Consider the following 26,501-nt stretch of genomic DNA (forward strand, 5'->3'; position numbering starts at 1 on the left):
TGAGTGTACTGCCCCTTGTCAAGTAGACATTGGAAATAACGAAAAGGTACTTAAACGGCTTTAGCTCTATATTCCACAGGGCTGAGACTATTTAGTCGTTTTTGATATCTTTCATGATTCTATAAATGTATTTACTCATTTATAGCTTTAGACAATTCTTCAAATGTCTCATATTTACATAAATAGTAATTCTCACACTTGAGTGTTCCCCAAAAGGATTCCATTGGTCCATTATCTATACATCTTCAGTCGTTTTTTTAAACCGTCTGTCATCCAAAAAACCTTGAAATGCAAATTTTAACAACATAAAAAACCACTCCCTTATTTTTTTAGGAAGTGGTTATTGCTATTGAAATTAATTATTTACATAACTGCTTCACGGCCGAAAATAGCTTTTACTATTTCTCAGATGTTTGGGCTTAAAAGCCTTACATCATGCCGCCCATATGGTTTTAAGCTGTAACATTTTTAACGACGGTAGAAGAAAGACCCTTAGAATCAGCATTTTACGGGCTTCGAGTGTAATATCTTTAACCTTGATTTACTGCGTTTTATTGGACTTCGTTAGCAAAATGTTAGCATGATATTAGCGCGATAACAAAAGCGATGCAAATTCTATATTCATCGCTTTTTAAGTGGCTACACAATTGATATGTGTAGAGTGCTATCTATGACTAATAAGATTATTGAGCAGTGGATCTCATCTTATCTGATTATTCATTTTTAATAAATCATCATATCAAGGCTTTTCATCAAGCCTATCCCCAATAGAAATTTTTTTGAGGTTTTTAGTTATTCAATTGCAATAAACAACTTTTATTGATTATAGATTCCGTGACTACAAATCATTAATATAATTGAATAGTCCTATAAAGATACCCTCCTAAGCCATGATGGCCAGGAGGGCTTTCTTTTAAAGAGCATCTTCTAATTCTTCTTCGGAGTATCCAAACATATAATCTTCATCTTTTCCGTGTGAAGCCCAGATTTCTGCAGCTTCATAAACACTTAAGGATTCGCTGTCATCATCGTCTTCATCATCATCTAATCCGCACCTACAATTTTCACAATACATTTCGCTGAAAACATATTTTTTTGTTAGAGAATGTCCACATCGTGGGCAGTCAGGGGTCTCTCCTGTATAGGCATTTTCTTCTTCCCAGCTTTTTTCCCCTTTAAATATATCAAACAATCCCATAACTACTTCCTCCTTTTACGCAATTGATACACCTTTAGTGTATGTATCAACCCATGTTTGTCCCGGTTTAAGATTATACCCATATTCTGCTGCAGTTGTTATTTTTTTAGCTGAAGCATGCCAACCATCAGGTAAATTTCGTATATGGTCGCATACATCAAACGGAACCTGCGTCTTATCGTTTGATGGAAATCTGATTATTTCCGTAGCGGAAACAACCTCAACAACTTGTGCAGGCTCGTGTGTAATGCTCTCAACGACTTCACGGGATGATGTCTGCACCTTAACCGGCGAGTTTTCTATGCTCTTTATTAAAGACTCCCATAAAGCCATAATTCTATCTTTGTTTTTAATTCCAACAATGATGCTAATTATCGCTGAAATGCTTACACCTGCAATTATAAGCTCCTTCTTATTAGCTTTAACCCATTGAATAAATCCATTTTTCTGTTCTTCCATATAAAAAATCCTCCTTACAATATACTTGGATGTGCTTCTGTATCCATTATACAAGTTCAGAAGATTTAGTCGCTCACGCTCTGTGAGGTTCATATTTTATTTTCTCGAATTCTCAATTCCTTGCAAAATAAACTTCATTGCATATTCATTTCCAAGCTGCGTAAAGGCCCACATCATTTCCGCTCCAACAGCCATATTCATAGCTTCCGTTAGTTCATTATTAACACAACCTAATACATATCTAAGAGCTGTATAGTAATCTGCAAGTGAAGAATATTGCACATCTTTCTTCAGTTCCTTTAACAATTCAATTATTGCCTGATCTAATTCTTCTAAATCATTCTGTTCAACATCTTCTAGGCAGTCTTCTTCTTCATTAATTGAGTAGTCCTTTAAATAAAAGCTTTTAAAGAAAGCTTCATTGCTAACACGTTTATCATTTAATGCTTTGGCACCTTCAATCATCCACCGATTTTTTACACTCATTTCTGAAATCAGAAACCACCATAAAAGATTTGCTACTGATTCTGGTGTTTCAGAAGTATCATATGAATCTGAATACGCGTTAACACATGTATCGTAGTCAGATTCTGCAAACGCACGGCCTTCTTTCATTGCATCAAGGGCTCGCATATGGGCTTCATGTCCTTTTTGAAACAATGAATCTTTCATTGCTTTTTCTGTACAGATAATTGGAAACATCAGCAGCGTCATTTCCATCATTTTTTCCTTATCTCCCAATTGAGATGAGGAAACATGAAAAGCCGAGAAATCTGAATGACTCAGTTCGTCCTCAGTGATACGGTAATGTAATGCTATCTTTTTTCGTATATCTGGTTTTGGACTACGTTCTCCTTTTTCATAGTTAGCGATTGTATTGGGTGATTCCAGGCCAACGGCTATTGCAAGTTCTAATTGAGTTTCCCCGTAGGCGGTTCTTAAGTATCTAATGTTTTTTCCAAACTGACAATTTATTTCTGCCATAACTGCCTCCTTCCTCTTATTATCCAGCTATACCCCAACGGCCCATATCAGCAACTTCATTTCCTCTGACATCTATTTTATAGCCTTCATCTATCGTGACACAACCACGGAATAATCCAAGTAGTTGCCGAAGGTATGATTTTTCCATTTTGTTGTGGTTACCTTAACTTGATATGGAACTGCAAGTAATTCGTTGTTAAAAGTTGTTAAAATACTGTCTTCCCCAATTTTTACTTTTGATGTCGTTAATCTATTCACCATATTTCCCCCCAAAAATTTTTATCATGTATAAGTAAATTATATGTTCTCGATTGGGAAAGACGAATTGAAAATCTATTTCTTTCAAAAATATCATCCTGCTAATGAACTTCTTGTACAAAAAAGGGTCAAGTAAAGGTTGCATTCTTTTTTTGAAATGGTTTTATTAGTTTCACAAAGGTAAAATCCCCAAAAGGGTCAGAGCCGCCACCTCTGTCAAAACGCTGTCATTTGCCGGTGCGACAATAACAACCGGAAAAAATTATATTGATCGTGGGATTTTGCCCTTAAATCACGTTAAATAAGAGGAGGTGAGCTGAGCCGATGCAGAAAATCAGCGTAGCAATCATTAGACAAGGTCTTTTCTGCTGTTTTTCAGACCGGATTGCTAGACTTAGAGGAGTGGGAACGGCTTCTTGCAGTAACGGTTCGGGTGGTGTTTCGATTGGTCATGGCCAATGGTGCTTGTCACGATGTACGTGGGCGAAACTGCGTATGCTTATAAAGCTAGGGCAAGTTGAAGAAATTCAGGTATTAAACAGCAGCGTCATCAGGTTCCCAGCTTTGTACTAAAGAATATACTTGTAAAATACCACTCCTCTGTCCTAGAATTCTGTTATTCTAGAGACAGGGGTGGGTATTTATCGTAGTCTGTAACCCGCATTACCTAAAGCATATATTCCACACGAATTGACCAACGGCTTCTTTTGAGCGATGTTTATAATACATTAGCAATTACATACTTATAGTTTTCAACAACTGCGTCTTTACAATCATTGAATCTTCCGAAGCTGGTGTCTCATTAAGCAATGGGTAACATTGCTTCGGAGACCCAATGTAACAAGGTTACGTCCATGCATAAATATTAACCCCTAAAAAAGTTGGTTCTATTCTTCAACAAAAGCACCCGTTAGTTGAATAAGGAGATTAGTAATCCTTTATGACATTCTTTTTAATTTGAGTTAATTTCACGCACAAACTCCTGTATCCATTTATAATCCAATGGAGCATTTACGACTTCATAAATTCGTGTTGTTGCAACGACATCTCGTTCGAAGGTATAAATCTCATAATCTCCGTTTTTATATACTATGCGAAGGGTAAACTGTTCTCTTGGATAATCAGAAGACCATCCCTCTTTCATCGTTAATCTTACTTGATATTGCCTTAAAAAATTCGCAAGTTGATTTATTTGTTCTTGGCTTACCTTTGGAATTTCAACGGCGTTAAGTTCTCTCTCTTCTGTTGTCAAAAGAATGCGGTCAACTTGTTCAATATTAAGTACATCACCTAAGTCTTGCACACGGTATTTATAAAAGGTAAAAAAGATAACAACAAGTAGGATTAGTGCAGTAATTAGTCCATATTTCTTCAAAATGGGACCTCCTATCTCTATTATTTAAGGTATGGAAAAATCGATTTATTTCATTAATTACAATATACATTTCTCAACTCAATTCTTTCACTAAACTGCCCCGTTAGTGCAATAACTTCTACAAAAAAAGGGCACTTCTCCTTCTTTAAGGAAAGCACCCTATTGTAGAAGATCTCCAAGCTTTAATTAATGGTCCTGCATTAGCGATCTAAGATCGTTTGGTGTAACTATAAACCATTTAGACAGCTTCCGAACTTGCTAATTTTATTTTTTCAATTATTTTTTCTTGTATGGATTCGCCTATACTAGTAAAAAAGCGCACTTTTTCATCTATAGACCAAGGTGCATCTTCTTTTTCTTTATCATTATGATAGCTAGTTAAAATTTTAGGTATTATTTCTAAAAAAGTAATTAAGGATACTATAGATTTTTTTTCATAATCTTGACTCATTATATGATTTCCTATATAGGTCTCAAAATCGATGTCAATTGTACCGTTTAAGTCTAAAGATATTTCAACTGTTTCTTTTTCATATTCAATTCTTGGCTTAATAAAAGAAACTTGTTCATTTTCAAATAAAAACGCTAAAGTACTTAAAAGATTCATAATCTTATTTCCAGTACCCTTAACTTCTGCTAATCTATCATTTGTAGATCCCTTAAAACCTATAATTTTTTGTAATAACAAATGTGCATCCTCATCTAAAGATATTTCACCATAGTTTAAAACCCTGTAAATCATCCATATAAACATATCCTCACTTATGGTGAATGGATTCGGTGTTAGCTCTAACCTTTTGCTATAATTATTAAGTTTCCTTAATATAGTCTTTGTATAATCGCCACCTGAACGATCGGTGATACACTGAGTATTAATACCATCGGTGTAAATTATAATATAGCCCGATATAGAATAAATTCTTGAAGAACGCATTTCATTAGTTTCTTCACCTGGGCGCACTCTTTCATACTCATATTCTATGTAGTTATAAGAAAATTCCTGATTGTTTAAGGTAATCATCTGATTCTCTTCAAATAACTTACTAACACGATATCTTAAATAATCATCTGTTAATGGATCTACTTCAGGAGTTAGCCAACTCTCGTAATTCAGCATGTTCTCTAAAATTTCCTCCATGCTGCTCCCTGAATTATCTGTCCATCTTGAAAGTGTCATACAGATACCTCATTTGCTTTTTATTTTTATACCTTTATTTTCCAAGGCCACTTTGAAAAATTTAGTGAATAAACCTAACTTTAGTTTAGCTTCTATTAAATCTTTATTCTTCTCATCTGTATTTTTAAGTACATCAAAGGTTATAGATTCTGTTAGAGATATATTCTCTTTATTTAAGATCAAACTTTCTAAATCAATAAGGTATGTATTATTATCCTCATCAAATGATAAAAATGGCCTTGGCTTGGTTTGAACATCAATCCAGTGAGGAAAGTAAATTTCTATCTTAGAGGAGAACTTTTTGTATTTTCCTTCAACATTAAGTTTCATGTAAATTTCTTCAGGGTTATCCCGTATCGTTATTTCATTTGTGTCTTCTTTTTTATTTAAAATATCTATTTTTATATGTAACTTTGCACCTTTGTAAAAGTAATAAATTACAGAAAAAAGCATACTTACTAAAATGTTATAAATACCAAAATCAAGTGTCCATATAATTTTTTTATCTTGAGTAAAATTTAGAAGTTTTGTTATGGATATATCAAAATAAATAAGTATTATAACGATTATCAGAATGGCGATAGTTCTGAGATTTCTTTTTATTTCACTTTTTATCCCTTTTTTATCTGCCATCGAAATACTTTTCTAATACTGGTTTCATTATTTCATTAAATAATAAATCTAAGTCATCGCCATGTATAATACCATTAGAATAAATTTCGTACCTTTTGTTAGAAAAATAAACGTCGATACTGTTTATATCAATAGATCCACTATCTGCTGCCCATTCCAATTCCTCTTTCAATTTAACAAAAAATAATTTATCACTTTTCAATTTTGAAATAATTGCCTTTACATTAACTTTAACATCTTTGTCAGTGGTATCTGACATATTTACTTTTAAAATCACTCCATCTGACTGTAAAGTAGCATACAAAATATCTGTCATAATTTCGGAATTAATAATAACCTGTTTCAATCCTTCACGTCGTGCTTCTTTTATTACCTTAAAGTATCTTTCTTTTTCAGGATCATATGACCGAAGATTTATTTTATTGCGTCCCTTGAACAATTTTCCATAACTGTTCATGATTTCCCCCATTGTTAAGGTCATTCTATAATGAATGATGTATTTTTTAGTTCAATTATACTACTTTCAGCAAATTCACACCAGCTATATTATGAACTTCCTCCCTATTTTACCAATTTCTGAAAATCTTTCTTTTCCTCTACAATATGGCCTAATTGTTGAATAAGATTTTAAGATGCTCCTTAAGAAATCCTCCCAATGTTATAGGAGGATTTCTTTTTGGTCACGGATACTTAATTTAATTCAGAAAATTATTTTTTCTATTGACATTTAATATGAAATGGTTATGTTCCATTTGCCGGTGAATGAACTACCGAATAAATTTCTAAATGGAGGAACGCCATGAAAAAAACACAGAGAAATACCGCTGAAAAAAAAATTCGAAACAATACACAAACTGCAATGCAGCGCCTAAGGGATAGAGGGATGCTTCCATGAGTGCTAATTACTCCCCTTTTACAAACAAACTAAAAAAACCTCTGGAAAATGGAACTTTATCACCGTTTCTTTATGATCGCTTTAAAGATTACCAGAGTCAAAGGAGGGATAGGAATGAAACTCCAGCAAATTGCCATTAGTAATTTCCCTGGCCGAAATCATGGATATATTACGATTTTGACAAAAAAGGCTGGTCAGCAAGGTTATGTCCAGCTCGCATTTGATCTTTCCAATAAGGCTCCGTCAAAGAAATAAGAGAATAATTTCCACCTCTGCCTGAGAAAGATAATGGGTGGAGGTGACTTTAATGAGAAGGCGCGTGCAATTGCATTCAATACCGGAATCAAGTCCGGTTTCAAATGTGTGGATTGAACACTTGATAGGCAGACTTCTAATTGGGGAGCTAAATATCCCACACAGACTGCAAGCAAAATTACTATATGAATTATCCAAAGAAAGAAAGGATGTAAATTAGATGAATACTATAAACAGCCAGAAAAAGCATGTTTTCTTCCGCCGAGTGAGTACAGCAGGACAAGATATCATAACACAGGAAGCCGCAGACCTGCCCTTCCGAGAAAAACTGTCGGATGACGAAATCTTGATTATTAATGAAATAGCCACCTCAGCAAACAAAAAGGCGATTAAAGAAAGGCCAGAGATGCAAAGGCTCATTTCATTGGTAAAGGATAATAAGGTCCATAGTATCTATGCCTTTGACCGCAGCCGCTTGTTCCGTGATTTTTACGAAGGCATGGAATTTAATGACTTACGCGCCAAACATGATGTCCATGTGATATACACATCTGTGGGAAACGGAAACATGCCAGCGAGTGATGATGTTTTTGTGGAAGGATTACTGAGCATGTTCAGTGACATCGAGGGGAAAAACATAGCTCGAAGAAGCCGGGACGCAAGATTAAGATTTCCAGCTAAAAAATTTGGTTACCAAAAACAAAAAGAGACAAAGCGTTTTTTACATGACTCTGCTAAGAAGGAAGGCGTACAGCAATACTTTGCAGCTCTTAAGGAAATCCGTTCCCTTGATGATTTGTATAAGGTCACGAAGGAATATCGAAAAAAATTCAAGAAGACTGACGAACAATTAATTTCCATGGCTACGGATCCATTTTATGCAGGATACGACCTGGAACAGGGGACAAATAAGCTCCAGCATGTTACCCCGTATATTTCTATTGAGGAATTTTTACAAATGCAGAGAGCGAATGGAGAACTTTTTAAAGCATTTCTCGAACGAAAAAAGTTGCTTAAGAGTCAAAACGTTTACACTCCCTGTTGCGGTTACTGCCAGAAACCTTTAATTTACAAGATTGAAGAGTATTCCGACAGCGCATATTATTCTTGTTCTTCAAAACTGCATCCCAAAGTCACTGTATTATTTTCAGACCTCTCTAAAATAATTAGGGGCGCTTTGAGTGAGATTATTCAAAACTTCAATTCAGAAAAACTAATTAATCACTCTGTCTATTGTTATAGGACAATTAAAAAGCACCTAGAAGCGGAAATGGATAGCATTAACCAAAACCTTAATGGAATCATAGAGGACATAGTCCTGGGATCTGATGATTATTCTGCTGACTGGAAGCAAGACCCTATATATAAACGAAAACAGCTTTTAAACCAGGAGTATTATAAGTGTCTGGAACAAATCGAAGAAAATCAAAACGCACTCCAGAAAAACAAATCAGTAATAAAGATGATTGAAGGGGCACTAATAAACCAGTCTAATATGAATCCCTCTATGCTATGTGACATGATTATAAATGGAATTTGGATTTATGGGGATAACATTCAGATAGATGTTTTCTATTTTGATTACCTGCAGGAAATGGAGAAGGAAATTATTTTCGAAGGAGAAGATACAGCATGACATTAGCATTCGGTTATATCCGCCGTTCCTCTTATAAACAGCAAGAAAACAATAGTGTAGAAATACAGAAAGCCCACATACTGGAGTATGCCAGTAAGAAAGGACTGAGTGTACCTGAAGATTTTATCATTATCGAGGATGTTACGAGCGCTTATAACAAACGAGCTAATCAACGAAAAGAGCTTATGCGACTCAAGGAAATGATGGTAGAAACAAAGATTCCTACCGTAATCTTTTATGAAGAATCCCGGATGGACAGGACAGCTTATACTTTTGTATTGGACTTCTATCGTCCTTTGAAAGAAGTTATCCCAGACATATTAGTATATACAACCAATTCCGAAAATCCCTTCAATCCAGATAATGAACAAAACAAAATTGCTCTTTTACTGTACCGCCAAGAATCAGAAATTAAATCAAGACGTGCTGTTGGAAACTTGATTGCTCATTTAGAAGCAGAGGAGAAGACAAGGCCAGGCTCGAAAGTCCCCTTCGGATATAAGCAGGTTAATAAAATGCTTACTCCTAATGAAGATGCTGAGATTGTCAGTTTTATCTATTACCTTCATAGCTGGGGAGTTTCGATGGGAAAGATAGCCTCTATTCTTAACGAAGCTGAAATTCCTTCACCATCCGGCAAAGTTTGGCGGTCTAGTACCATAGAAAACATTTTAAAGAACCCTGTTTATACTGGCACGCTACTATGGGATATCCAAAAATCAAAGTCTGAAAGGAAATATGAATTCCAGGATTTTCATGAACCGTTAATTGAAAGATCTCTTAAACTAATCAGTGATATTAACATTGAGCTTCAAAAGAAATACGGTCGCCTGGATACTCCCTTCCTCTTTTTAAATAAACTTACCTGCACTGATTGCGGTAATAATCTATCGAACCAAAACGGTTCAACCAAAAGGAATGGCATTTCATATCTCTACCAATATTACGTATGCCGGAACTGCAATTACAAAATAGTAATTGATGAGCTACATGAAAAGCTGCTACCTGAGACTTTCAAACATGTCCAATCTTTTGTAGCTGAAAATACAATGGAAACAACTCTAGCAGTATACCTTACACGATTCCAACAAACAATCAAAAAAAATATTGCTGATTTAAAAAACTCTATTGACAAAGCTCATTCAAAGGGTTGTATTGCAAAAGAACAAGGAGACAAGGAGCTGGAAGATGCCGCTGCCTTCTTGCAGTTAAAGTACCAGGCCTCAATTGATGCCCTTGGATCCTATTCAAAGTCAGTAGACGAATTGAAAGGAACGCTAAATTCGGATTTCTTTTTCCAGCGCTTCAATCATCTTCTAGATGATTCTCTTGCCACTTCAGAGAAAAGGCTAATCATTCTTTACTTTGTTGATGAAATTTTAATATCGCCGGAAAAGCCCCCAAAGCTTATCTTTTGCGAGAACTTCTTTCAACAATTACTTACACTGGATAAACTCCAGAAATAAAGTGGGATTCAAATGTACAAACTACCGAATCATATTTCACCCACGGGAGTACATGATACCGACATTTCTTAAGTGCCCTGTCTACAGGGCTTTCCTTTAAGTAATGTTCGGTAGTCCATCCGAATTGGTATACCAATCTGGATGCATTACAGAATTATATTAGTAGTATGGACAAAGAACCGAAATATATACAAAAGACAATTTGGAGGGGGTTACTTATGAATAAAACAAAACAATATACAATTTGGGAATCTTTACCCGATACATTAACTGCTACACACATCGGACAATTCCTTGGCATCTCAAGAAAGACAGTCTATGAATTATTCAAACTTAAAATAGAGCACGGTGGTATCCCTAATTTTGAAATCGGGACTTCAAAGCGTGTGGAAAAGGCCGATTTAAAAATGTGGGTAGCCAACCAAAAACTTAAAAAAGATGCGGCCCCTGCAGGTTAGGCGAAGAACAATCAATTCCTCTCCTTGGATTAATCAATGAACAAAACGTATCCGTTTATTTAGCGTAGGAAATAATAAATAATTGCAATACAATTCACCAAGAAATGAGGTTATTGGGCATGAAAGGACATTTTTACCGAAGGGGCTGCACTTGCAAAAAGAAACGATGCACTTGTGGATCTACTTGGAGCCTCGTGATAGACATTGGTAGAGACCCTGCTACAGGGAAAAGAAAACAAAAGACAAAAGGAGGATTTCGAACAAGACAGGAAGCTGAAACAGCCGCTGCTGAACTTATATATGAACTCAATCAAGGCATGTATTTACAAGAGAAGAACGTTATCTTTAAAGATTTCGCAAGCGAATGGCTCCACATATATAGTGAAAAGAATAGCGTAAAACCTGGCACTATCCGTATCAGACAGCATGAAATCAATAAATTATTACCTTACTTCTCTCAATTAAAACTTAAAGATATCACAGCCAAAAGATATCAGAATGCTTTAAATGATTTAAAAGAAAAAGGTTATGCCGACAACACTTTGGATGGTGTACATCGTACTGGAAGAATGATTTTCAAGAAAGCCATTGAGATGAGCATCATTAAAAAGAATCCAACAGAATTCGCTTACCTGAAGAAGAATAGAAAATCTATTGAGGAATTAGAGGAACAAGAAATCCCTAAATATATGGAAAAGGAAGAGTTAGCATTACTACTGAAAACATCCGCAAATAAAGGATTGGATTTGGATTACTTAATCTTTCTTACTCTTTCTTACACAGGAATGCGTGTTGGTGAATTGGTAGCTCTTAAGTGGAAAGACATTGACTTTGACGAACATACCATCAGCATAACGAAAACATACTATAACCCTAAGAATAACACACTGGATTATCAATTAGTGGCACCCAAAACTAGAAAATCCAAACGTAAAATAGTGGTTGATGAAGGTGTAATAGTCGTTCTAAAGGAGCATATGTTATCACAAAAGAAAGTTCAGAAGAGATTAGGTAATGCTTATCTTGATGAAGGTTTCATATTCGCAAAGACAGATAGACAACCAGGCTACCCTATTTTCATTAAGACCGTTGAAAACAGAATGTCTCGATTACTAAAGTTAGCCGGTTTAAATTCAGAACTAACTCCCCACTCACTACGACATACACATACATCATTATTAGCGGAAGCAAAAGTAGGCTTAGAGGAGATTATGGAGCGATTAGGTCATTGTGACGACGAGACAACCAGAAATGTTTATCTGCATGTAACCCAAGAAATGAAAAAAGAGGCTTCTCATAAATTTGCACAATTAATGAGAAGCCTCTGATCAGGCGAGAAATGTTAGCAAATTGTTAGCATTTCACGTTATCTTTCTACAAGTCCCTTATATATCAAGGGATAGAGGGCGTTTTTACATCATGCTGCCCATTCCACCCATGCCGCCCATGTCAGGCATTGCAGGAGCGTCTTTTTCTGGTAGGTCTGCAATTACTGCTTCAGTTGTTAAGAACATAGCTGAAACAGATGCTGCGTTTTGAAGTGCAGAACGAGTTACCTTAGTTGGGTCAACGATACCAGCGTCGATCATGTTTACCCACTCGCCAGTTGCTGCGTTGAAGCCAATTCCGATTTCTTCGTTTTTCAAGCGTTCAACAACTACAGATCCTTCAAGACCAGCGTTGTGAGCGATTTGACGAACTGGCTCTTCTAATGCACGAAGAACGATGTTTACACCAGTTGCTTCGTCACCAGCTAATTCGATAGCAGCTACTTTGTTATATACGTTCACAAGTGCTGTACCACCACCTGAAACGATACCTTCTTCAACTGCTGCGCGAGTTGCGTTAAGAGCATCTTCAATGCGAAGCTTACGTTCTTTAAGCTCAGTTTCAGTAGCAGCACCAACTTTGATTACTGCAACTCCACCTGCTAATTTAGCTAAGCGCTCTTGTAATTTTTCTTTGTCAAATTCAGAAGTAGTTTCTTCCATTTGAACACGGATATTGTTTACGCGAGATGCAATCTTATCAGACTCACCAGCACCTTCAACGATTGTTGTATTTTCTTTTGTTACAACAATCTTAGAAGCGCGACCTAATTGAGTGATGTCAGCAGATTTAAGGTCTAAACCTAAATCTTCAGTGATAACTTGACCACCAGTTAGGATTGCAATATCTTCTAGCATTGCTTTACGACGGTCACCAAATCCAGGTGCTTTAACAGCTACTGCATTGAATGTACCACGAAGTTTGTTCACAACTAGAGTTGCAAGAGCTTCACCTTCAACATCTTCAGCGATTAGTAATAATGGCTTACCTTGTTGAACAACTTGCTCTAATACTGGTAGGATTTCTTGAATGCTAGAAATCTTTTTATCAGTAATTAACACATATGGATTTTCAAGAACTGCTTCCATTTTGTCAGAATCAGTTACCATGTATGGAGAAGCATATCCACGGTCAAATTGCATACCTTCTACTACTTCTAGTTCAGTAGAGAAACCTTTAGATTCTTCAATTGTAATAACACCGTCGTTACCAACGCGCTCCATAGCTTCAGCGATCAATTGGCCAACTTCTTTGTCATCAGAAGAAATAGCCGCAACTTGTGCGATAGATTCTTTACCTTCAATTGGTTTAGAGATAGCTTTTAATTCTTCAACAGCTGTAGTTACAGCTTTTTCAATACCTCTACGAACTACCATTGGGTTTGCACCAGCTGTAACGTTCTTTAAGCCTTCGCGAATCATCGCTTGAGCAAGAACAGTTGCAGTAGTTGTACCGTCACCAGCAACATCATTTGTTTTGCTAGCAACTTCAGCTACAAGCTTAGCACCCATGTTTTCGAATGCATCTTCTAGTTCGATTTCTTTTGCAATTGTTACACCATCATTTGTGATAAGTGGTGAACCAAATTTTTTCTCAAGAACCACGTTACGACCTTTTGGTCCTAAAGTTACTTTTACAGCATTTGCTAATGCATCAACACCACGTAGCATTGCGCGACGAGCATCTTCACTAAATTTAATTTCTTTTGCCATAATTAAGCCCTCCTCAAAAAATTAAATGAATCTTATGATATAAAATGCTGCTTTTTATTAACCAATAACAGCTAAAATGTCGCTTTCACGTAAAATTAAGTATTCAGTACCTTCATATTTCACTTCAGTACCAGCATATTTTGAGAAGATAATGCGATCACCAACCGCAACCTCTAAAGCTACCTTTTCACCACTGTCTAGAACTCGACCTGTACCAACAGCAACTACTTTACCTTCTTGAGGCTTTTCCTTTGCAGAATCTGGTAATACGATTCCGCTTGCAGTTTTTTCCTCTGATTCAACTAGTTCAATAACAACGCGATCACCTAATGGCTTTAACAAGTGAAACGACCTCCTCAAATAATTTAAATAATAGTTTCGTTTTCTTATTAGCACTCAAACCACCTGAGTGCTAACACAATTATTATATTAAATAATCTTTAGCCATTTTGCAAGTAATTTAATATAGAAATTTGGAAAAATGATTCATTTTCGCATGCAAAATTTGTCCACCCTACCTATCCTATGTTACAAACAGGAAAAATAAACCAACAATCTAATTTCTTTCAATGAAAATTTGAATTTGCATTATACTAAAGGATAGAAATGAATATATGTTACAATACAAAAGGTGGACAATTTTCAATCATTTCGTCTATAAAAAGGAGATTTTCATGAAAGCTAGATATTGGTATGTCATCTTAACGTACATCGTCATGCAGTTCTCTGGGATTTTAGGAATTCCGCTCTTGTTATCATTAGGTGTTGGAAAAAACTTAGACCCAGCCACTGCTACAAATACAATTATTGCACTTTGGACTGTTATTAGCTTTGTCGCCGCACTACCTATTGTTTTATTTTTATTAAGACAAGATATGAGAGAGAGACATCAGAACTTACGACGTTCCTCCAAAGGTGAGGCAATTGGATGGGCGATTGCAGGTGTGTTTATGGCCATGACAGCCCAGGTGGTTGCGGCAAATATCGAAATTCATTTACTTGGAATTGAGCCTGGCTCTGAGAACACTCAAGAAATTTTGACACTGGTAAAATCTTTACCATTGCTAGTCATTGTTGTTTCGGTGATTGGTCCAATTCTTGAAGAGATTATTTTTCGCCAAATTATCTTTGGATCTTTATATAAAAAATTTAACTTTTTCATCTCTGGCTTAATTAGTTCATTAATTTTTGCGGTTGTACATATGGATTTCACACATATCCTCATCTATACTGCAATGGGCTTTACCTTTGCATTCCTCTATGTACAAACAAAACGAATTATTGTACCGATTTTTGCACATGTAGCGATGAATACATTTGTTGTAGTGGTTCAGACGGTTTTTGCAGATGATATAGAAAGGATCATGAAGCAAGCCGAGAAGCTGCAACAGACATTTATTGGGGGCTTTTAATTTATGCGAAGAACTTCACCTTTTGCGATGGGCATCATTTACGCATTAATGGGAATCTTATTTACTTATATTGCAATTAATAGTGCAACGGAGACAGTCTGGAACTTTTCCACAATCTTACTTGCAGTTGTCGCAACATTTGACTTTGGTGTGGCAATTAGAATGTTTACCCTTCACTTCAAAATAAAAAAAGTGACTAAGGAAAAAAAATAACCTCAAAACGAGGTTATTTTTTATTGTCTAGCTTCAGCGCCTAGCCCCTCGAGGTCATAAGCCAATCCGGCAAGAAGGATAAAAGGCATCCTTCACGTCGGCTTTTCTTATGCTTGTCGGGGCTGAGCAAGGCGCTTCCGCTTTTCTCTATTATTCCATACTATTCGCTGCCATCATTTCCGCTTTTAGCACTTTTCTGTAGGCACTTCTTGATACAAGAATACTGATTTCATATAATCCGAATAACGGCACCGTAACCATTAAATGAGAGATTATTTCAGGAGGCGTAATCAGCCCTCCAATTACTAATAGAACGAAATAGGCATATTTTCGTATTTTCGATAAAAACATCGGTGTGACAATTCCAAGTCTGGTTAGGAACATGACAACTACCGGCAACTGAAACAAAAAGCCAAACGGTAAGGTCAGCTGCAACAGAAATTGAAAATACTCATTAATTCCGATGACCTGATTAATATCAAGGCGGTCCGCTAACCTCGTCATAAAATTCACAACAAATGGGAATAGAATGAAATAGGAAAATGACACCCCTACTAAAAACAAGACTACTGAAATCGGAATATAACTCAAGGTTACCTTTCTTTCCTTTTCATACAGGCCTGGACTGATGAACGCCCATAGCTGATAGAGTAAAAAAGGAGAGGAGATAACAAGTGCAATAATAAAGGCAAAATTCATATATATTTTAATTGGATCTGTCATACGGAAAGCGTTCATTGTCAGTTCCTTTGCTTCCTCCGCATTTTGCAAGTAAAGAATGACCGGCTCTGCAAGAAAAAAGCTTCCTAATGCAACAATGAAGAAGAAAACGACTACATAAATCAGTCGTTTTCGTAGCTCACCAATATGATCGTAGACGGACATTTCTTTTTCGTTCATGTGACTCATCCTATCATTACTTCACATCAGTAGTTTCATTCTTTTTAACATCATCATCGTCATCATCTGCTAAACCTTTTGTTGCGTTTTTGAATTCACGCAATGTATTACCTGCTGCTCTTCCTAATTGAGGTAACTTCTTCGGTCCAAAAATTAGTAACGCTGCAAATACAATCAATAGGATACTACCAAATCCAAGACTTCCCACAGTGAGTCACCTCCCAACAAGTGTAAATTATATTTCTATTCTTCATTCGAATAATGCTTTAAAAAGTAAACAAGTGCTTGTAACTCAACAGCTAAATCAATATGGTGGACTCGAATATGTTCGGGTACATTGATCCTTGCTGGTGTAAAATTTAGGATACCTTTTATCCCTTTATTTACGAGGCGATCTGTAATCGCCTGTGCTACACCAACCGGCACTGTTAAAATAGCAACTGTGACATCATCAGGCAATTCTTTTTCAAGATCATCTAGATGATGCACTTTGACTCCACCAATACTACTGCCCACCTTATTATAATCCACATCAAACGCAAGCTCAATTTTTGTATTATTATTTTTTGAGAAATTATAATGTAAAAATGCGGTACCTAAATTACCAACACCTATTAACGTAACCTTCGTTAATTCATCCTGATCAAGGGTCTTACTAAAAAAGGATAATAAATAATTCACATTATAGCCATACCCTTTTTTTCCCAATGCACCAAAATAGGAAAAATCACGCCTAATCGTGGCTGAATCAACCTTGACTGCATCACTTAGTTCTGCAGATGATACCCTCTGCTTCCCCGAGGCGTGCAGGTTTTTTAAAAATCGATAATAAAGTGGCAGCCTTTTGGCAGTTGCTTGTGGTATTTTTGACTGTTCCAGATTCATGTTTATTCCCCCGCTACTGGCCTTTTAAAATCTCCGTTCTTTCCACCTGTTTTTTCAGCTAAATAGGTTGGTCCAATCACCATGCCTTTATCAACTGCTTTACACATATCATATACAGTTAACGCACAAACTGATGCAGCCGTAAGGGCTTCCATCTCTACGCCGGTACTACCCTTTGTTTTAACTGATACGGTAATATGTAAAGTATATTCATCTTGGGTCGTCCAACTAAAACTGATATCGACGCCCTTCAATGCCAACGGATGGCACATCGGAATTAGCTCGGATGTTTTTTTAGCTGCCATAATACCGGCAACCTGAGATACCGCAAGTACGTCCCCCTTGCGAACCTCATTATTTATGATTTGCTCATAAATCAATTTATTTACAGTAATACTTGATTTTGCAATCGCTGTACGAACAGTATCAGATTTCTCTGTAATGTCGACCATTCTCGCTCGCCCCTGCTCATTAAAATGGGTAAATGATGTCATATATCGAACCCTCCCATAAACTATACACTATTTTACCACATCTGTCTTTGAAACGTGTGTGAACATTATCATTGCAGTTGCTCTATTAAGATAATATAAGATACACTGTTGTTAGAAACAAGAGGTGAAATAGTATGATTTTACTACAAGTAAATCAGCTCAAAAAATATTTTGCTGCTGATCTTATTTTATCGAATATAAAATTAGAAGTACAAACTCGCGACCGCATTGCCATTGTTGGTCGAAATGGTGCTGGAAAATCTACTCTACTAAAGATCATTGCAGGACAGATGTCCCATGATGGCGGTGAAATTATTAAGCCAAAAAGTGTCACAATCGATTATCTCGCACAGGACACTGGACTTGATTCAACCCTTACCATTTGGCAAGAGATGCTTACCGTCTTTGCACCCTTACAGAAACTAGAAAAGGACTTACGAAACCTTGAAGTAAAAATGGGAGACCCCTCTGTTTTTGAAAATCCAGCTGATTATCAAAAACTCCTTGAAGAATACGATCAACTCCAGGTCGATTTTAAAGAACGGGGTGGCTATCAATATGAAGCCGACATTCGTTCCATTCTACACGGCTTTCATTTTACAGAAGAAGACTACGAAACAAAAATTTCTAGCTTGAGCGGTGGTCAAAAGACACGCCTTGCCCTTTGTAAACTATTACTTTCGAAGCCTGATTTATTAATTCTGGACGAGCCGACAAACCACCTCGATATTAGCACGCTCACCTGGCTTGAGCAATATCTCCAAGGCTATCCTGGTGCGCTCTTAATCGTGTCCCATGACCGTTACTTCCTGGATAAAGTCGTTAACCAGGTCTATGAAATTTCAAGACACACAAGTACTAAATACGTTGGAAACTACAGCAACTATTTAAAATTAAAGGCTGAAAACTATGAGCTTGATTTGAAAAGATATGAAAAACAACAGGAAGAAGTCGAAAAACTAAAGGACTTCATCGCGAAAAACCTAGTCAGAGCTTCAACAACGAAACGCGCTCAAAGTAGACGAAAACAGCTTGATCGAATGGAGCTGATGGACAGGCCATCAGGTGATGAAAAATCTGCTTCCTTCCGTTTCGAAATTGAAAGACAAAGTGGAAATGATGTGTTAAGTGCAAAAGACATCTCTGTTTCCTATGAAAAAGACAAGCCTATTATCAAAAATATCAATTTCAATATTTATCGTGAAGATAGTATTGCGTTAGTAGGTCCTAATGGAATCGGGAAATCGACTCTATTAAAAGCGGTTATCGATAAGCTCGAGCATGTCAAAGGTACGATTCGTTTCGGTTCACATGTAACGATTGGCTACTATGACCAACAACAAGCAGACCTCACTTCAAATAAACGGGTGTTAAATGAATTATGGGATGAATATCCACTTAAACCTGAAAAAGAAATCCGTACAGTTCTTGGAAATTTCCTATTTTCAGGGGATGATGTGTTAAAAACCGTTTCTACCCTAAGTGGTGGCGAAAAAGCGAGACTTGCTCTTGCAAAGCTGATGATGGAAAAGTCAAATTTCCTCATTCTTGACGAGCCAACAAACCACCTTGACCTTGATAGTAAGGAAGTACTTGAAAATGCGCTAATTGATTATCCTGGGACCATCCTTTTTGTCTCTCATGACCGATACTTTATTAACCGGATTGCAACGAAGGTATTTGAATTATCCCCACAAGGACTGACAGAATACCTTGGTGATTATGACTATTACCTTGAAAAGAAATTCGAAATGGAAGAATTAGCAAAGCTTGAAACGCAAGAGAAACAAGCTGATAAAAAAGTGGTAGTCCAAGAAAAAACATCCTATGAACAAGAAAAGGAATTAAAGAAGCTAGAGCGTCAACGTAAACGGAGAATTGAAGAGATTGAGCTTGAGATATCCTCTCTTGAAGAAAAAACGGAAGAAAATGAACAGCTTCTTTGTGATCCTGAAGTTTATCAAAACCATGAGGAAGTTCAACGCATTAATGAAGAGAACAAGAAATTGTCAGCTAAGCTTGAAGCCCTAATGGAGGAATGGGAATCTCTACACGAAATAAGTGGATAGAACTTTTCACCTATCATCTATAAAAAGGTTATCCCCATCTAAACTAAGATTTTAGATGGGGATTTTTTAATTCTTTTTCCACAATTATGGAGTTATACACTGACTTATCCACATTGTCCACACTCATCAACAGGGTTATCCACATAAAGTGTCCACAAATGCACATTAGTTATTTCAGTATTTGATACTAGTTTTCCACAACACCTGTGAATCTGTGGATTATTTATCAACAAAAAAGCCTCTTATCTAAAGAGGACTTTATTCCTACCAAATACGCCTTGGCGTATTTGCCGCCCAGATTTTCATCGAACTTGTTCGATAAAGTTCCTCTTAAAATCTGAGGCATCCGCCAGAGGCTTAACTTTATTCAGTAGAATAAAGTTAAATTTCAATGTCTAACCCAGGATTTGCATTTAATGCATATGATGAACGTTTCCCTTTTTCATATAAGACACTTCCAACAGCCGCAATCATTGCCGCATTGTCTGTACAAAGCGAAAGTGGCGGAATAATAAGCTTCACTTCCGGCACTTCCGAAAATGCATCCTCTAAAGCTGCTCGCAATCCTTTATTTGCCGCAACTCCCCCAGCCAATAGGACTTGTTTAACTTGATACTCTTTCGCTGCCTTAACTGTTTTTGTCACTAACACATCAATGACACTTTCCTGAAAGCTAGCTGCTAAATTCTTTGGTTCAATGGTTTCCCCACGCTGCTCCGCATTGTGGAGAGTATTTATGACAGCTGATTTTAACCCACTAAAACTAAAATCATATGAATCCTCTTCTAACCATGCTCTTGGTAAATCAATCGTCGCGGTTCCCTCATGAGCAAGCCGATCAATATGAGGCCCACCTGGATATGGAAGACTTAGTGTTCTTGCCACCTTGTCATACGCCTCTCCAGCAGCATCATCCCTTGTTTCCCCGATGACCTTAAAGGATGCATGCTCTTCCATGTATACAAGCTCCGTATGGCCACCTGACACAACTAACGCTAATAATGGAAACTCGAGCTCCTCCACTAAGCGATTTGCATAAATATGACCTGCAATATGATGAACTCCTAAAAGGGGAATATCGTGGGCAAATGCTACTGCTTTTGCCGCATTCACCCCAATTAGTAAAGCCCCTACTAAGCCTGGTCCTTCTGTTACGGCAATTCCATCAATATCCTCAAAGTGAACATCAGCCTGCTTTAATGCCTCTTCAATTACAAGTGTTATTGCCTCAACATGATGTCTTGACGCAATTTCAGGCACGACCCCACCGAAGCGTTTATGGCTTTCAATTTGAGATGCTACGACATTTGATAAAATTTCCCGCCCATTTCGTACAATCGAAACAGCCGTTTCATCACAGCTTGTTTCAATTCCCATAATTAATTGATTATCACTCATTTAAATTCACCCACATTACTAGTGCATCTTCATTATTGTCTGTATAGTAATTTTTTCGAATTCCACCAGGTTTAAAGCCTAATTTTTTGTAGAGGTTTTGGGCAATGTGATTGGACACTCTTACCTCAAGCGTCATCGTAACTGCCTGATGCTGCATCGCTAAAAGCTTTGCCTGCATCAACAAAGCTTCCCCAAGCTTTTTCCCTCGATATTCTGGCAGTACTGCGATATTCGTAATATGACATTCATCTAAAATAAGCCACATCCCACAGTACCCAATAACTTTGCCGTTATCAGTCATCACAATATACTTTGCAAACTGATTATGGACTAATTCATTATAGAATGCTTCTCTCTTCCAAGGGACGGTAAATGCTAATGTCTCGACCTTCATGACATCATCAATATCATTTAACGTCATGAAGCGAAACAAAATCTGTTGATTAATGGTATCTTCCATGCTTACCCCTGCCTCTTCCCTAACCAATTCGCCTCAGCTTCTGCCAAGCGAATATAATTTGGCACAAATGTATGAACATCCACTGGCTCTTTCTTCAACCCTAACTCTGCTAACTCACTTGGTCTTGGGTTCCAATCTGTATATGGTGCAACATATGCAAGTTGATCTAAATCTGTTTCTATCTGTTCCTTGTGGATAACTAAATCATTGCCAATAAAAAGAACCGGTGTTTCTTTCTTTTTAAGCTCCTCAAGCCAATCCGATAATAAAATAATTTTATCTTCTTCCACACAAGTTAACGCCTTGCCTTCATATTGATAAAGACCAGTATATACTTGACCCCTTCTAGCATCAAATAAAGGAGAGATAAAGCCATTAAAATATCTGCCGTTGGCTGCTACCACTTCTAAACTTGATACTCCTACCAACGGAATTTGTAAAGACCATGCCAATGTTTTTGCAATTGTGACTCCAATTCTTACCCCTGTGTATGAACCAGGTCCCATCGCTACTACAATTTTATCGAGCTCCTTAGGCTTTATGCCACATTCCTTCATTAGCTGTTCAATAGTAGGCATCACCCTAACAGAGTGGTTTTTTGGTAGGTTTGTAATGACCTCACCAATCACTTTCTCTTCATCAACAATCGCGACCCCTAATACATAATTGGACGTATCTATAGCTAAAACCTTCATTCGCCAAATAACTCCTCACATAAAAGTTGATACCTTTCCCCGATTGGTATCACCGTAATCTTACGCTTTGTATCTCCTTGATGTTCAATTTTGATGGTGAGCCGATCTTTTGGGAGCCGATCTTCGATAAGATGTGCCCACTCAACAACAGTCACACCATCGCCCTCAAAATATTCATCGAATCCGAGATCCTCATCACTATGTTCCAAACGATACACATCCATATGATACAAAGGAATTCGCCCGTGGTATTCCTTTATAATTGTAAACGTCGGACTATTCACCGTTCTCGTAATTCCAAGTCCTTTTGCTAAGCCTTTTGTAAAAGTAGTCTTCCCTGCACCTAAATCACCTTCAAGCGTTATAACATCACCTGGTTCAAGCTTCTCAGCTAGGTTATCTGAAAAATTTTCCGTCGCTTCGGCTGTATTTGATATAAACTCAAATTTCTCCATATACTCCACCTTATTTAGTAAAATGATTATACCCCTTCATCTCAAGCTTTTGTAATTCCCCTTCTCGGTTTAAAAATACAGCTGGACCACCTTCCGAAACAATTCCTATTTTCGATAGAATATAACCATTTTCACTTGCCTTTTTCTGTAGTATGTCCCAATCAGAAGGAGCAATTGTTCCAACTAGTTCAAAGTCCTCTCCACCGTATAATGCATATTCTAAAGCACGATCCTTATACTGCATCAATATGGCTTCACTAAATGGGATCTTATCTTCATCTATTTGTAAAATAACACCGCTGGCCTTTGCAATCTCATTTGCTTCACTAGCCAAACCATCACTTATATCATTTAAAGAGACTCGTTCAAAGGTTGATAAGAGTCTTCCAATCTCGACTCGCGGTGACGGATATTGATGTTTACGGATTAAAGTTTCCTCAACTTTAGAAAAAGAATGGTCGTTCCCTTTATGTAATAATACATCCAAACCTGCAGCTGAGTCACCAGCCGTTCCAGTCACAAAAACGAGATCTCCTGGCTTTGCTTGGCTTCGTAAAAAGTGCTTTCCTTTCTCTACCTCACCAAGAACCGTAACAGTTATCACTAAGTTTTCAGCAATCGAAACAGTGTCACCACCAATTAAATCCATCTCATACTTATCTGCTAGCATTGCCATCCCTTCGTAAATCGATAACAAATCGGCTTCATTCCAATCCTTTGGAATCGCAATAGACACTAAATAATAGGTAGGCATTCCACCCATTGCTGCAATATCACTAATATTAACAGCCAATGCTTTATATCCAATTTGGGTAGGATTCATTGTGTGAGAATTGAAATGAACCCCCTCAACCATTGTATCCATGCATATGATTTGTTCCATATTTGAAGTTGGTCGAAAAAGTGCAGCATCATCACCAATCCCTGCTATTAAGCCAGATTGAGATGTACGTTTCGGTTTGATTTGATCAATAAAGTAAAATTCATCCTGCAAAGCCATCTAAGGTCACTCCCAATATGTATGTCAAAAAAGATGTTCATGCGGTAGTGAAAAAAAGCCTTAGGACATCGCCTAAGGACCTTTATACAATATTATAAGTTTACCGTATTTCAATCAAATCAGCAAAAAAAGATGCAAAATAAATGAGTTTTTGAAGGCGATGGGATGGATGTGGTGGATTCATATAAGGTGGACGAAGAAACTTTGGAAGTGGTGGTGGCTGCGTTCGGGACTTCATTGTGTTGATGAAGGACTTTTCAGTGGGGCTGACTGCGTTCGGGTCTTCATTAGCTTGATGATGACCTTTTCGATGTCAGGTTCGATGCGTTTGGGTCTTCATTAGCTTGATGATGACCTTTTCGATGTCGGGCGCGATGCGTTTGGGTCTTCATTAGCTTGATGATGACCTTTTCGATGTCAGGTTCGATGCGTTTGGGTCTTCATTAGCTTGATGATGACCTTTTCGATGTCAGGTTCGATGCGTTTGGGTCTTCATTAGCTTGATGATGACCTTTTCGATGTCGGGCTCGGTGCGTTTGGGTCTTCATTAGCTTGATGATGACCTTTTCGGTGGTGTGATCGATGCGTTTGTGACTTATAAGCTCGATGAAGAGGATTTGGATGAAACTCTTCACTTCTTTTCCCCTTCATAACTCCGATGAAGAGGATTTGGGTAGAGCACTTCTCCCAATTTCATCTTCATTTAATTTTAAAATGTACTCTTTGAATCTCCCTCTAATATTTATGGTATCTTCTTGTTGACTCTTACTAAAAAATATTTTTCCCATAAATAGAAAAAACCACAACATTAAATGTTGTGGTAAATACTAAATTTTAATCTATTTCAACAAAATAAAAAACGAAACCTAAAGTTTCGTGTGTTAGTAAAATATGGCGGTCCCGACCGGGATCGAACCGGCGATCTCCTGCGTGACAGGCAGGCATGTTAACCGCTACACCACGGGACCATTTGGTTGCGGGGGCAGGATTTGAACCTACGACCTTCGGGTTATGAGCCCGACGAGCTACCAGACTGCTCCACCCCGCGATAATATTAATTTATAGCCTAGCGACGTCCTACTCTCACAGGGACAAAGTCCCAACTACCATCGGCGCTGAAGAGCTTAACTTCCGTGTTCGGTATGGGAACGGGTGTGACCTCTTCGCTATCGCCACTAGACTATGTTGAAGGATTCATTCCCTCAAAACTAGATAACTAAAACATTCATTAGAAGTGATTTTGGTTAAGTCCTCGATCGATTAGTATCAGTCAGCTGCACATGTCACCATGCTTCCACCTCTGACCTATCAACCTCGTCATCTTCGAGGGATCTTACTAGTTTAACACTATGGGAAATCTCATCTTGAGGGGGGCTTCATGCTTAGATGCTTTCAGCACTTATCCCTTCCACACATAGCTACCCAGCTATGCCCTTGGCAGGACAACTGGTACACCAGCGGTGTGTCCATCCCGGTCCTCTCGTACTAAGGACAGCTCCTCTCAAATTTCCTACGCCCACGACGGATAGGGACCGAACTGTCTCACGACGTTCTGAACCCAGCTCGCGTACCGCTTTAATGGGCGAACAGCCCAACCCTTGGGACCGACTACAGCCCCAGGATGCGATGAGCCGACATCGAGGTGCCAAACCTCCCCGTCGATGTGGACTCTTGGGGGAGATAAGCCTGTTATCCCCGGGGTAGCTTTTATCCGTTGAGCGATGGCCCTTCCATGCGGAACCACCGGATCACTAAGCCCGACTTTCGTCCCTGCTCGACTTGTAGGTCTCGCAGTCAAGCTCCCTTGTGCCTTTACACTCTACGAATGATTTCCAACCATTCTGAGGGAACCTTTGGGCGCCTCCGTTACTCTTTAGGAGGCGACCGCCCCAGTCAAACTGCCCACCTGACACTGTCTCCAAGGCCGATAAGGCCTTCGGGTTAGAATTTCAATACAGCCAGGGTAGTATCCCACCGACGCCTCCACCGAAGCTGGCGCTCCGGCTTCCAAGGCTCCTACCTATCCTGTACAAGCTGTACCAAAATTCAATATCAGGTTGCAGTAAAGCTCCACGGGGTCTTTCCGTCCTGTCGCGGGTAACCTGCATCTTCACAGGTACTATAATTTCACCGAGTCTCTCGTTGAGACAGTGCCCAGATCGTTACACCTTTCGTGCGGGTCAGAACTTACCTGACAAGGAATTTCGCTACCTTAGGACCGTTATAGTTACGGCCGCCGTTTACTGGGGCTTCGATTCAGAGCTTCGCTTGCGCTAACCCCTCCTCTTAACCTTCCAGCACCGGGCAGGTGTCAGCCCCTATACTTCGCCTTGCGGCTTCGCAGAGACCTGTGTTTTTGCTAAACAGTCGCCTGGGCCTATTCACTGCGGCTTTTCAGGGCTATTCACCCTAAAAAGCACCCCTTCTCCCGAAGTTACGGGGTCATTTTGCCGAGTTCCTTAACGAGAGTTCTCTCGATCACCTTAGGATTCTCTCCTCGCCTACCTGTGTCGGTTTGCGGTACGGGCACCTTCTACCTCGCTAGAAGCTTTTCTTGGCAGTGTGGAATCAGGAACTTCGGTACTATATTTCCCTCGCCATCACAGCTCAACCTTACGGTAAGCGGATTTGCCTACTTACCAGTCTAACTGCTTGGACGCGCATATCCAACAGCGCGCTTACCCT

28 protein-coding genes, 2 tRNA genes, 2 rRNA genes and 1 pseudogene (1 of these 33 only partly in view) are annotated in these 26,501 nt (G+C 38.1%); 9 read left to right on the top strand and 24 right to left on the bottom strand.

From position 1 onward, the window contains the following. Positions 1–50: 50 nt before the first annotated feature. From RGU12_RS11735 to RGU12_RS11775, 9 genes and pseudogenes are all read right to left on the bottom strand, one after another. Positions 51–245: pseudogene (locus RGU12_RS11735) on the bottom strand (IS3 family transposase); the annotation flags it as partial. A 668-nt stretch (positions 246–913) separates the two neighbouring features. Beyond that, positions 914–1,198: a hypothetical protein gene (locus tag RGU12_RS11740; RefSeq protein WP_309536334.1), complete on the bottom strand. Its 285-nt coding sequence runs from the start codon at positions 1,196–1,198 to the stop codon at positions 914–916. Positions 1,199–1,213: 15 nt separating this feature from the next. Continuing rightward, positions 1,214–1,657, bottom strand: coding sequence for a hypothetical protein (locus RGU12_RS11745; RefSeq protein WP_309536335.1), 444 nt, complete (start codon positions 1,655–1,657; stop codon positions 1,214–1,216). A gap of 96 nt (positions 1,658–1,753) precedes the next feature. Next, the gene (locus tag RGU12_RS11750) at positions 1,754–2,641 is read right to left on the bottom strand and encodes a helix-turn-helix domain-containing protein (RefSeq protein ID WP_309536336.1); all 888 of its coding nucleotides are present in this window, start codon (positions 2,639–2,641) and stop codon (positions 1,754–1,756) included. Positions 2,642–2,731: 90 nt separating this feature from the next. Then, positions 2,732–2,899: a hypothetical protein gene (locus RGU12_RS11755; RefSeq protein WP_309536337.1), complete on the bottom strand. Its 168-nt coding sequence runs from the start codon at positions 2,897–2,899 to the stop codon at positions 2,732–2,734. Between the two features lie 952 nt (positions 2,900–3,851). Continuing rightward, positions 3,852–4,274, bottom strand: coding sequence for a hypothetical protein (locus RGU12_RS11760; RefSeq protein WP_309536338.1), 423 nt, complete (start codon positions 4,272–4,274; stop codon positions 3,852–3,854). Between the two features lie 238 nt (positions 4,275–4,512). Continuing rightward, entirely contained in the window at positions 4,513–5,451 is a 939-nt protein-coding gene (locus RGU12_RS11765) for a hypothetical protein (protein WP_309536339.1), read from the bottom strand. A 9-nt stretch (positions 5,452–5,460) separates the two neighbouring features. Continuing rightward, the gene (locus tag RGU12_RS11770; RefSeq protein ID WP_309536340.1) at positions 5,461–6,084 is read right to left on the bottom strand and encodes a hypothetical protein; all 624 of its coding nucleotides are present in this window, start codon (positions 6,082–6,084) and stop codon (positions 5,461–5,463) included. Then, positions 6,074–6,541 carry a hypothetical protein gene (locus tag RGU12_RS11775; RefSeq protein ID WP_309536341.1) on the bottom strand — a complete coding sequence of 156 codons (468 nt, stop codon included), beginning with the start codon at positions 6,539–6,541 and terminating at the stop codon, positions 6,074–6,076. The genes RGU12_RS11770 and RGU12_RS11775 overlap by 11 nt, the downstream gene beginning before the upstream one ends. Before the next feature lie 552 nt (positions 6,542–7,093). On the opposite strand from RGU12_RS11775, the gene RGU12_RS11780 reads away from it, so the two are divergent. From RGU12_RS11780 to RGU12_RS11805, 6 genes are all read left to right on the top strand, one after another. Next, positions 7,094–7,234 (top strand): hypothetical protein, encoded by a 141-nt coding sequence (locus RGU12_RS11780; RefSeq protein ID WP_309536342.1) that lies wholly within the window; start codon positions 7,094–7,096, stop codon positions 7,232–7,234. 52 nt (positions 7,235–7,286) lie between these two features. Further along, positions 7,287–7,454, top strand: a complete 168-nt coding sequence (locus RGU12_RS11785) for a hypothetical protein (RefSeq protein WP_309536343.1) — start codon at positions 7,287–7,289, stop codon at positions 7,452–7,454. Next, positions 7,455–8,870 carry a recombinase family protein gene (locus tag RGU12_RS11790; protein WP_309536344.1) on the top strand — a complete coding sequence of 472 codons (1,416 nt, stop codon included), beginning with the start codon at positions 7,455–7,457 and terminating at the stop codon, positions 8,868–8,870. It begins immediately after the preceding gene. Further along, positions 8,867–10,336 carry a recombinase family protein gene (locus RGU12_RS11795; RefSeq protein ID WP_309536345.1) on the top strand — a complete coding sequence of 490 codons (1,470 nt, stop codon included), beginning with the start codon at positions 8,867–8,869 and terminating at the stop codon, positions 10,334–10,336. The genes RGU12_RS11790 and RGU12_RS11795 overlap by 4 nt, the downstream gene beginning before the upstream one ends. 218 nt (positions 10,337–10,554) lie before the next feature. Further along, positions 10,555–10,794, top strand: a complete 240-nt coding sequence (locus tag RGU12_RS11800) for a helix-turn-helix domain-containing protein (RefSeq protein WP_309536346.1) — start codon at positions 10,555–10,557, stop codon at positions 10,792–10,794. Positions 10,795–10,913: 119 nt separating this feature from the next. Further along, positions 10,914–12,122 carry a site-specific integrase gene (locus tag RGU12_RS11805; RefSeq protein WP_309536347.1) on the top strand — a complete coding sequence of 403 codons (1,209 nt, stop codon included), beginning with the start codon at positions 10,914–10,916 and terminating at the stop codon, positions 12,120–12,122. Positions 12,123–12,206: 84 nt separating this feature from the next. Here the strand turns inward: RGU12_RS11805 and groL are convergent, their stop codons facing one another. Further along, the gene (gene groL / locus RGU12_RS11810) at positions 12,207–13,835 is read right to left on the bottom strand and encodes a chaperonin GroEL (protein ID WP_309536348.1); all 1,629 of its coding nucleotides are present in this window, start codon (positions 13,833–13,835) and stop codon (positions 12,207–12,209) included. 57 nt (positions 13,836–13,892) lie between these two features. Beyond that, the gene (gene groES, locus RGU12_RS11815) at positions 13,893–14,177 is read right to left on the bottom strand and encodes a co-chaperone GroES (protein ID WP_010285540.1); all 285 of its coding nucleotides are present in this window, start codon (positions 14,175–14,177) and stop codon (positions 13,893–13,895) included. A 332-nt stretch (positions 14,178–14,509) separates the two neighbouring features. Between groES and RGU12_RS11820 the strand changes: the two genes are divergently transcribed. Next, complete coding sequence (locus RGU12_RS11820; RefSeq protein WP_309536349.1) at positions 14,510–15,247, top strand: CPBP family intramembrane glutamic endopeptidase; 738 nt, start codon at positions 14,510–14,512, stop codon at positions 15,245–15,247. A 3-nt stretch (positions 15,248–15,250) separates the two neighbouring features. After that, the gene (locus RGU12_RS11825; protein ID WP_116354374.1) at positions 15,251–15,460 is read left to right on the top strand and encodes a YdiK family protein; all 210 of its coding nucleotides are present in this window, start codon (positions 15,251–15,253) and stop codon (positions 15,458–15,460) included. 150 nt (positions 15,461–15,610) lie between these two features. Here RGU12_RS11825 and tatC read toward each other — a convergent pair whose 3' ends face one another. Genes tatC through moaC form a run of 4 tightly spaced genes read right to left on the bottom strand, consistent with a single transcriptional unit; the run spans position 15,611 to position 17,739 of the window. Further along, positions 15,611–16,360 (bottom strand): twin-arginine translocase subunit TatC, encoded by a 750-nt coding sequence (gene tatC, locus RGU12_RS11830; RefSeq protein ID WP_309536350.1) that lies wholly within the window; start codon positions 16,358–16,360, stop codon positions 15,611–15,613. Between the two features lie 16 nt (positions 16,361–16,376). Further along, positions 16,377–16,568 carry a twin-arginine translocase TatA/TatE family subunit gene (locus RGU12_RS11835; RefSeq protein WP_116354376.1) on the bottom strand — a complete coding sequence of 64 codons (192 nt, stop codon included), beginning with the start codon at positions 16,566–16,568 and terminating at the stop codon, positions 16,377–16,379. A 35-nt stretch (positions 16,569–16,603) separates the two neighbouring features. Next, positions 16,604–17,245, bottom strand: a complete 642-nt coding sequence (locus RGU12_RS11840; RefSeq protein WP_309536351.1) for a redox-sensing transcriptional repressor Rex — start codon at positions 17,243–17,245, stop codon at positions 16,604–16,606. Between the two features lie 2 nt (positions 17,246–17,247). Then, entirely contained in the window at positions 17,248–17,739 is a 492-nt protein-coding gene (gene moaC, locus RGU12_RS11845; RefSeq protein ID WP_116354378.1) for a cyclic pyranopterin monophosphate synthase MoaC, read from the bottom strand. Positions 17,740–17,873: 134 nt separating this feature from the next. Between moaC and RGU12_RS11850 the strand changes: the two genes are divergently transcribed. Continuing rightward, positions 17,874–19,808, top strand: a complete 1,935-nt coding sequence (locus tag RGU12_RS11850) for an ABC transporter ATP-binding protein (RefSeq protein ID WP_309536352.1) — start codon at positions 17,874–17,876, stop codon at positions 19,806–19,808. 381 nt (positions 19,809–20,189) lie between these two features. Here the strand turns inward: RGU12_RS11850 and tsaD are convergent, their stop codons facing one another. The 9 genes from tsaD to RGU12_RS11895 all read right to left on the bottom strand — a co-directional run. After that, positions 20,190–21,206: a tRNA (adenosine(37)-N6)-threonylcarbamoyltransferase complex transferase subunit TsaD gene (tsaD, locus tag RGU12_RS11855; protein WP_309536353.1), complete on the bottom strand. Its 1,017-nt coding sequence runs from the start codon at positions 21,204–21,206 to the stop codon at positions 20,190–20,192. Beyond that, entirely contained in the window at positions 21,199–21,666 is a 468-nt protein-coding gene (gene rimI / locus RGU12_RS11860) for a ribosomal protein S18-alanine N-acetyltransferase (protein ID WP_396232345.1), read from the bottom strand. Before rimI ends, tsaD begins: the two co-directional genes overlap by 8 nt. A gap of 2 nt (positions 21,667–21,668) precedes the next feature. Next, the gene (gene tsaB, locus RGU12_RS11865) at positions 21,669–22,361 is read right to left on the bottom strand and encodes a tRNA (adenosine(37)-N6)-threonylcarbamoyltransferase complex dimerization subunit type 1 TsaB (protein WP_309536354.1); all 693 of its coding nucleotides are present in this window, start codon (positions 22,359–22,361) and stop codon (positions 21,669–21,671) included. Further along, the gene (gene tsaE, locus RGU12_RS11870; protein ID WP_309536355.1) at positions 22,358–22,816 is read right to left on the bottom strand and encodes a tRNA (adenosine(37)-N6)-threonylcarbamoyltransferase complex ATPase subunit type 1 TsaE; all 459 of its coding nucleotides are present in this window, start codon (positions 22,814–22,816) and stop codon (positions 22,358–22,360) included. Before tsaE ends, tsaB begins: the two co-directional genes overlap by 4 nt. 10 nt (positions 22,817–22,826) lie before the next feature. Further along, positions 22,827–23,816, bottom strand: a complete 990-nt coding sequence (gene thiL / locus RGU12_RS11875; RefSeq protein ID WP_309536356.1) for a thiamine-phosphate kinase — start codon at positions 23,814–23,816, stop codon at positions 22,827–22,829. 892 nt (positions 23,817–24,708) lie between these two features. Then, positions 24,709–24,784 (bottom strand) — tRNA-Asp (locus tag RGU12_RS11880). A 3-nt stretch (positions 24,785–24,787) separates the two neighbouring features. Next, a tRNA-Met gene (locus RGU12_RS11885) sits at positions 24,788–24,864 on the bottom strand. Between the two features lie 16 nt (positions 24,865–24,880). Continuing rightward, positions 24,881–24,996 (bottom strand): 5S ribosomal RNA (gene rrf, locus RGU12_RS11890). Positions 24,997–25,056: 60 nt separating this feature from the next. Beyond that, positions 25,057–26,501 (bottom strand): 23S ribosomal RNA (locus RGU12_RS11895); it runs 1,487 nt beyond the window's last position.

This window comes from Ferdinandcohnia sp. QZ13 (genome assembly GCF_031324165.1).
Lineage (GTDB): Bacteria > Bacillota > Bacilli > Bacillales > Bacillaceae_L > Ferdinandcohnia.

Coding starts and splice junctions, on each gene's coding strand:
- RGU12_RS11740 (WP_309536334.1), bottom strand. CDS start 1,198: ATGGGATTGTTTGATATATTTAAAGGGGAAAAAAGCTGGGAAGAAGAA.
- RGU12_RS11745 (WP_309536335.1), bottom strand. CDS start 1,657: ATGGAAGAACAGAAAAATGGATTTATTCAATGGGTTAAAGCTAATAAG.
- RGU12_RS11750 (WP_309536336.1), bottom strand. CDS start 2,641: ATGGCAGAAATAAATTGTCAGTTTGGAAAAAACATTAGATACTTAAGA.
- RGU12_RS11765 (WP_309536339.1), bottom strand. CDS start 5,451: ATGACACTTTCAAGATGGACAGATAATTCAGGGAGCAGCATGGAGGAA.
- RGU12_RS11770 (WP_309536340.1), bottom strand. CDS start 6,084: ATGGCAGATAAAAAAGGGATAAAAAGTGAAATAAAAAGAAATCTCAGA.
- RGU12_RS11775 (WP_309536341.1), bottom strand. CDS start 6,541: ATGAACAGTTATGGAAAATTGTTCAAGGGACGCAATAAAATAAATCTT.
- RGU12_RS11780 (WP_309536342.1), top strand. CDS start 7,094: ATGAAACTCCAGCAAATTGCCATTAGTAATTTCCCTGGCCGAAATCAT.
- RGU12_RS11785 (WP_309536343.1), top strand. CDS start 7,287: ATGAGAAGGCGCGTGCAATTGCATTCAATACCGGAATCAAGTCCGGTT.
- RGU12_RS11790 (WP_309536344.1), top strand. CDS start 7,455: ATGAATACTATAAACAGCCAGAAAAAGCATGTTTTCTTCCGCCGAGTG.
- RGU12_RS11795 (WP_309536345.1), top strand. CDS start 8,867: ATGACATTAGCATTCGGTTATATCCGCCGTTCCTCTTATAAACAGCAA.
- RGU12_RS11800 (WP_309536346.1), top strand. CDS start 10,555: ATGAATAAAACAAAACAATATACAATTTGGGAATCTTTACCCGATACA.
- RGU12_RS11805 (WP_309536347.1), top strand. CDS start 10,914: ATGAAAGGACATTTTTACCGAAGGGGCTGCACTTGCAAAAAGAAACGA.
- groL (WP_309536348.1), bottom strand. CDS start 13,835: ATGGCAAAAGAAATTAAATTTAGTGAAGATGCTCGTCGCGCAATGCTA.
- RGU12_RS11820 (WP_309536349.1), top strand. CDS start 14,510: ATGAAAGCTAGATATTGGTATGTCATCTTAACGTACATCGTCATGCAG.
- RGU12_RS11825 (WP_116354374.1), top strand. CDS start 15,251: ATGCGAAGAACTTCACCTTTTGCGATGGGCATCATTTACGCATTAATG.
- tatC (WP_309536350.1), bottom strand. CDS start 16,360: ATGAACGAAAAAGAAATGTCCGTCTACGATCATATTGGTGAGCTACGA.
- RGU12_RS11840 (WP_309536351.1), bottom strand. CDS start 17,245: ATGAATCTGGAACAGTCAAAAATACCACAAGCAACTGCCAAAAGGCTG.
- moaC (WP_116354378.1), bottom strand. CDS start 17,739: ATGACATCATTTACCCATTTTAATGAGCAGGGGCGAGCGAGAATGGTC.
- RGU12_RS11850 (WP_309536352.1), top strand. CDS start 17,874: ATGATTTTACTACAAGTAAATCAGCTCAAAAAATATTTTGCTGCTGAT.
- tsaD (WP_309536353.1), bottom strand. CDS start 21,206: ATGAGTGATAATCAATTAATTATGGGAATTGAAACAAGCTGTGATGAA.
- rimI (WP_396232345.1), bottom strand. CDS start 21,666: ATGGAAGATACCATTAATCAACAGATTTTGTTTCGCTTCATGACGTTA.
- tsaB (WP_309536354.1), bottom strand. CDS start 22,361: ATGAAGGTTTTAGCTATAGATACGTCCAATTATGTATTAGGGGTCGCG.
- tsaE (WP_309536355.1), bottom strand. CDS start 22,816: ATGGAGAAATTTGAGTTTATATCAAATACAGCCGAAGCGACGGAAAAT.
- thiL (WP_309536356.1), bottom strand. CDS start 23,816: ATGGCTTTGCAGGATGAATTTTACTTTATTGATCAAATCAAACCGAAA.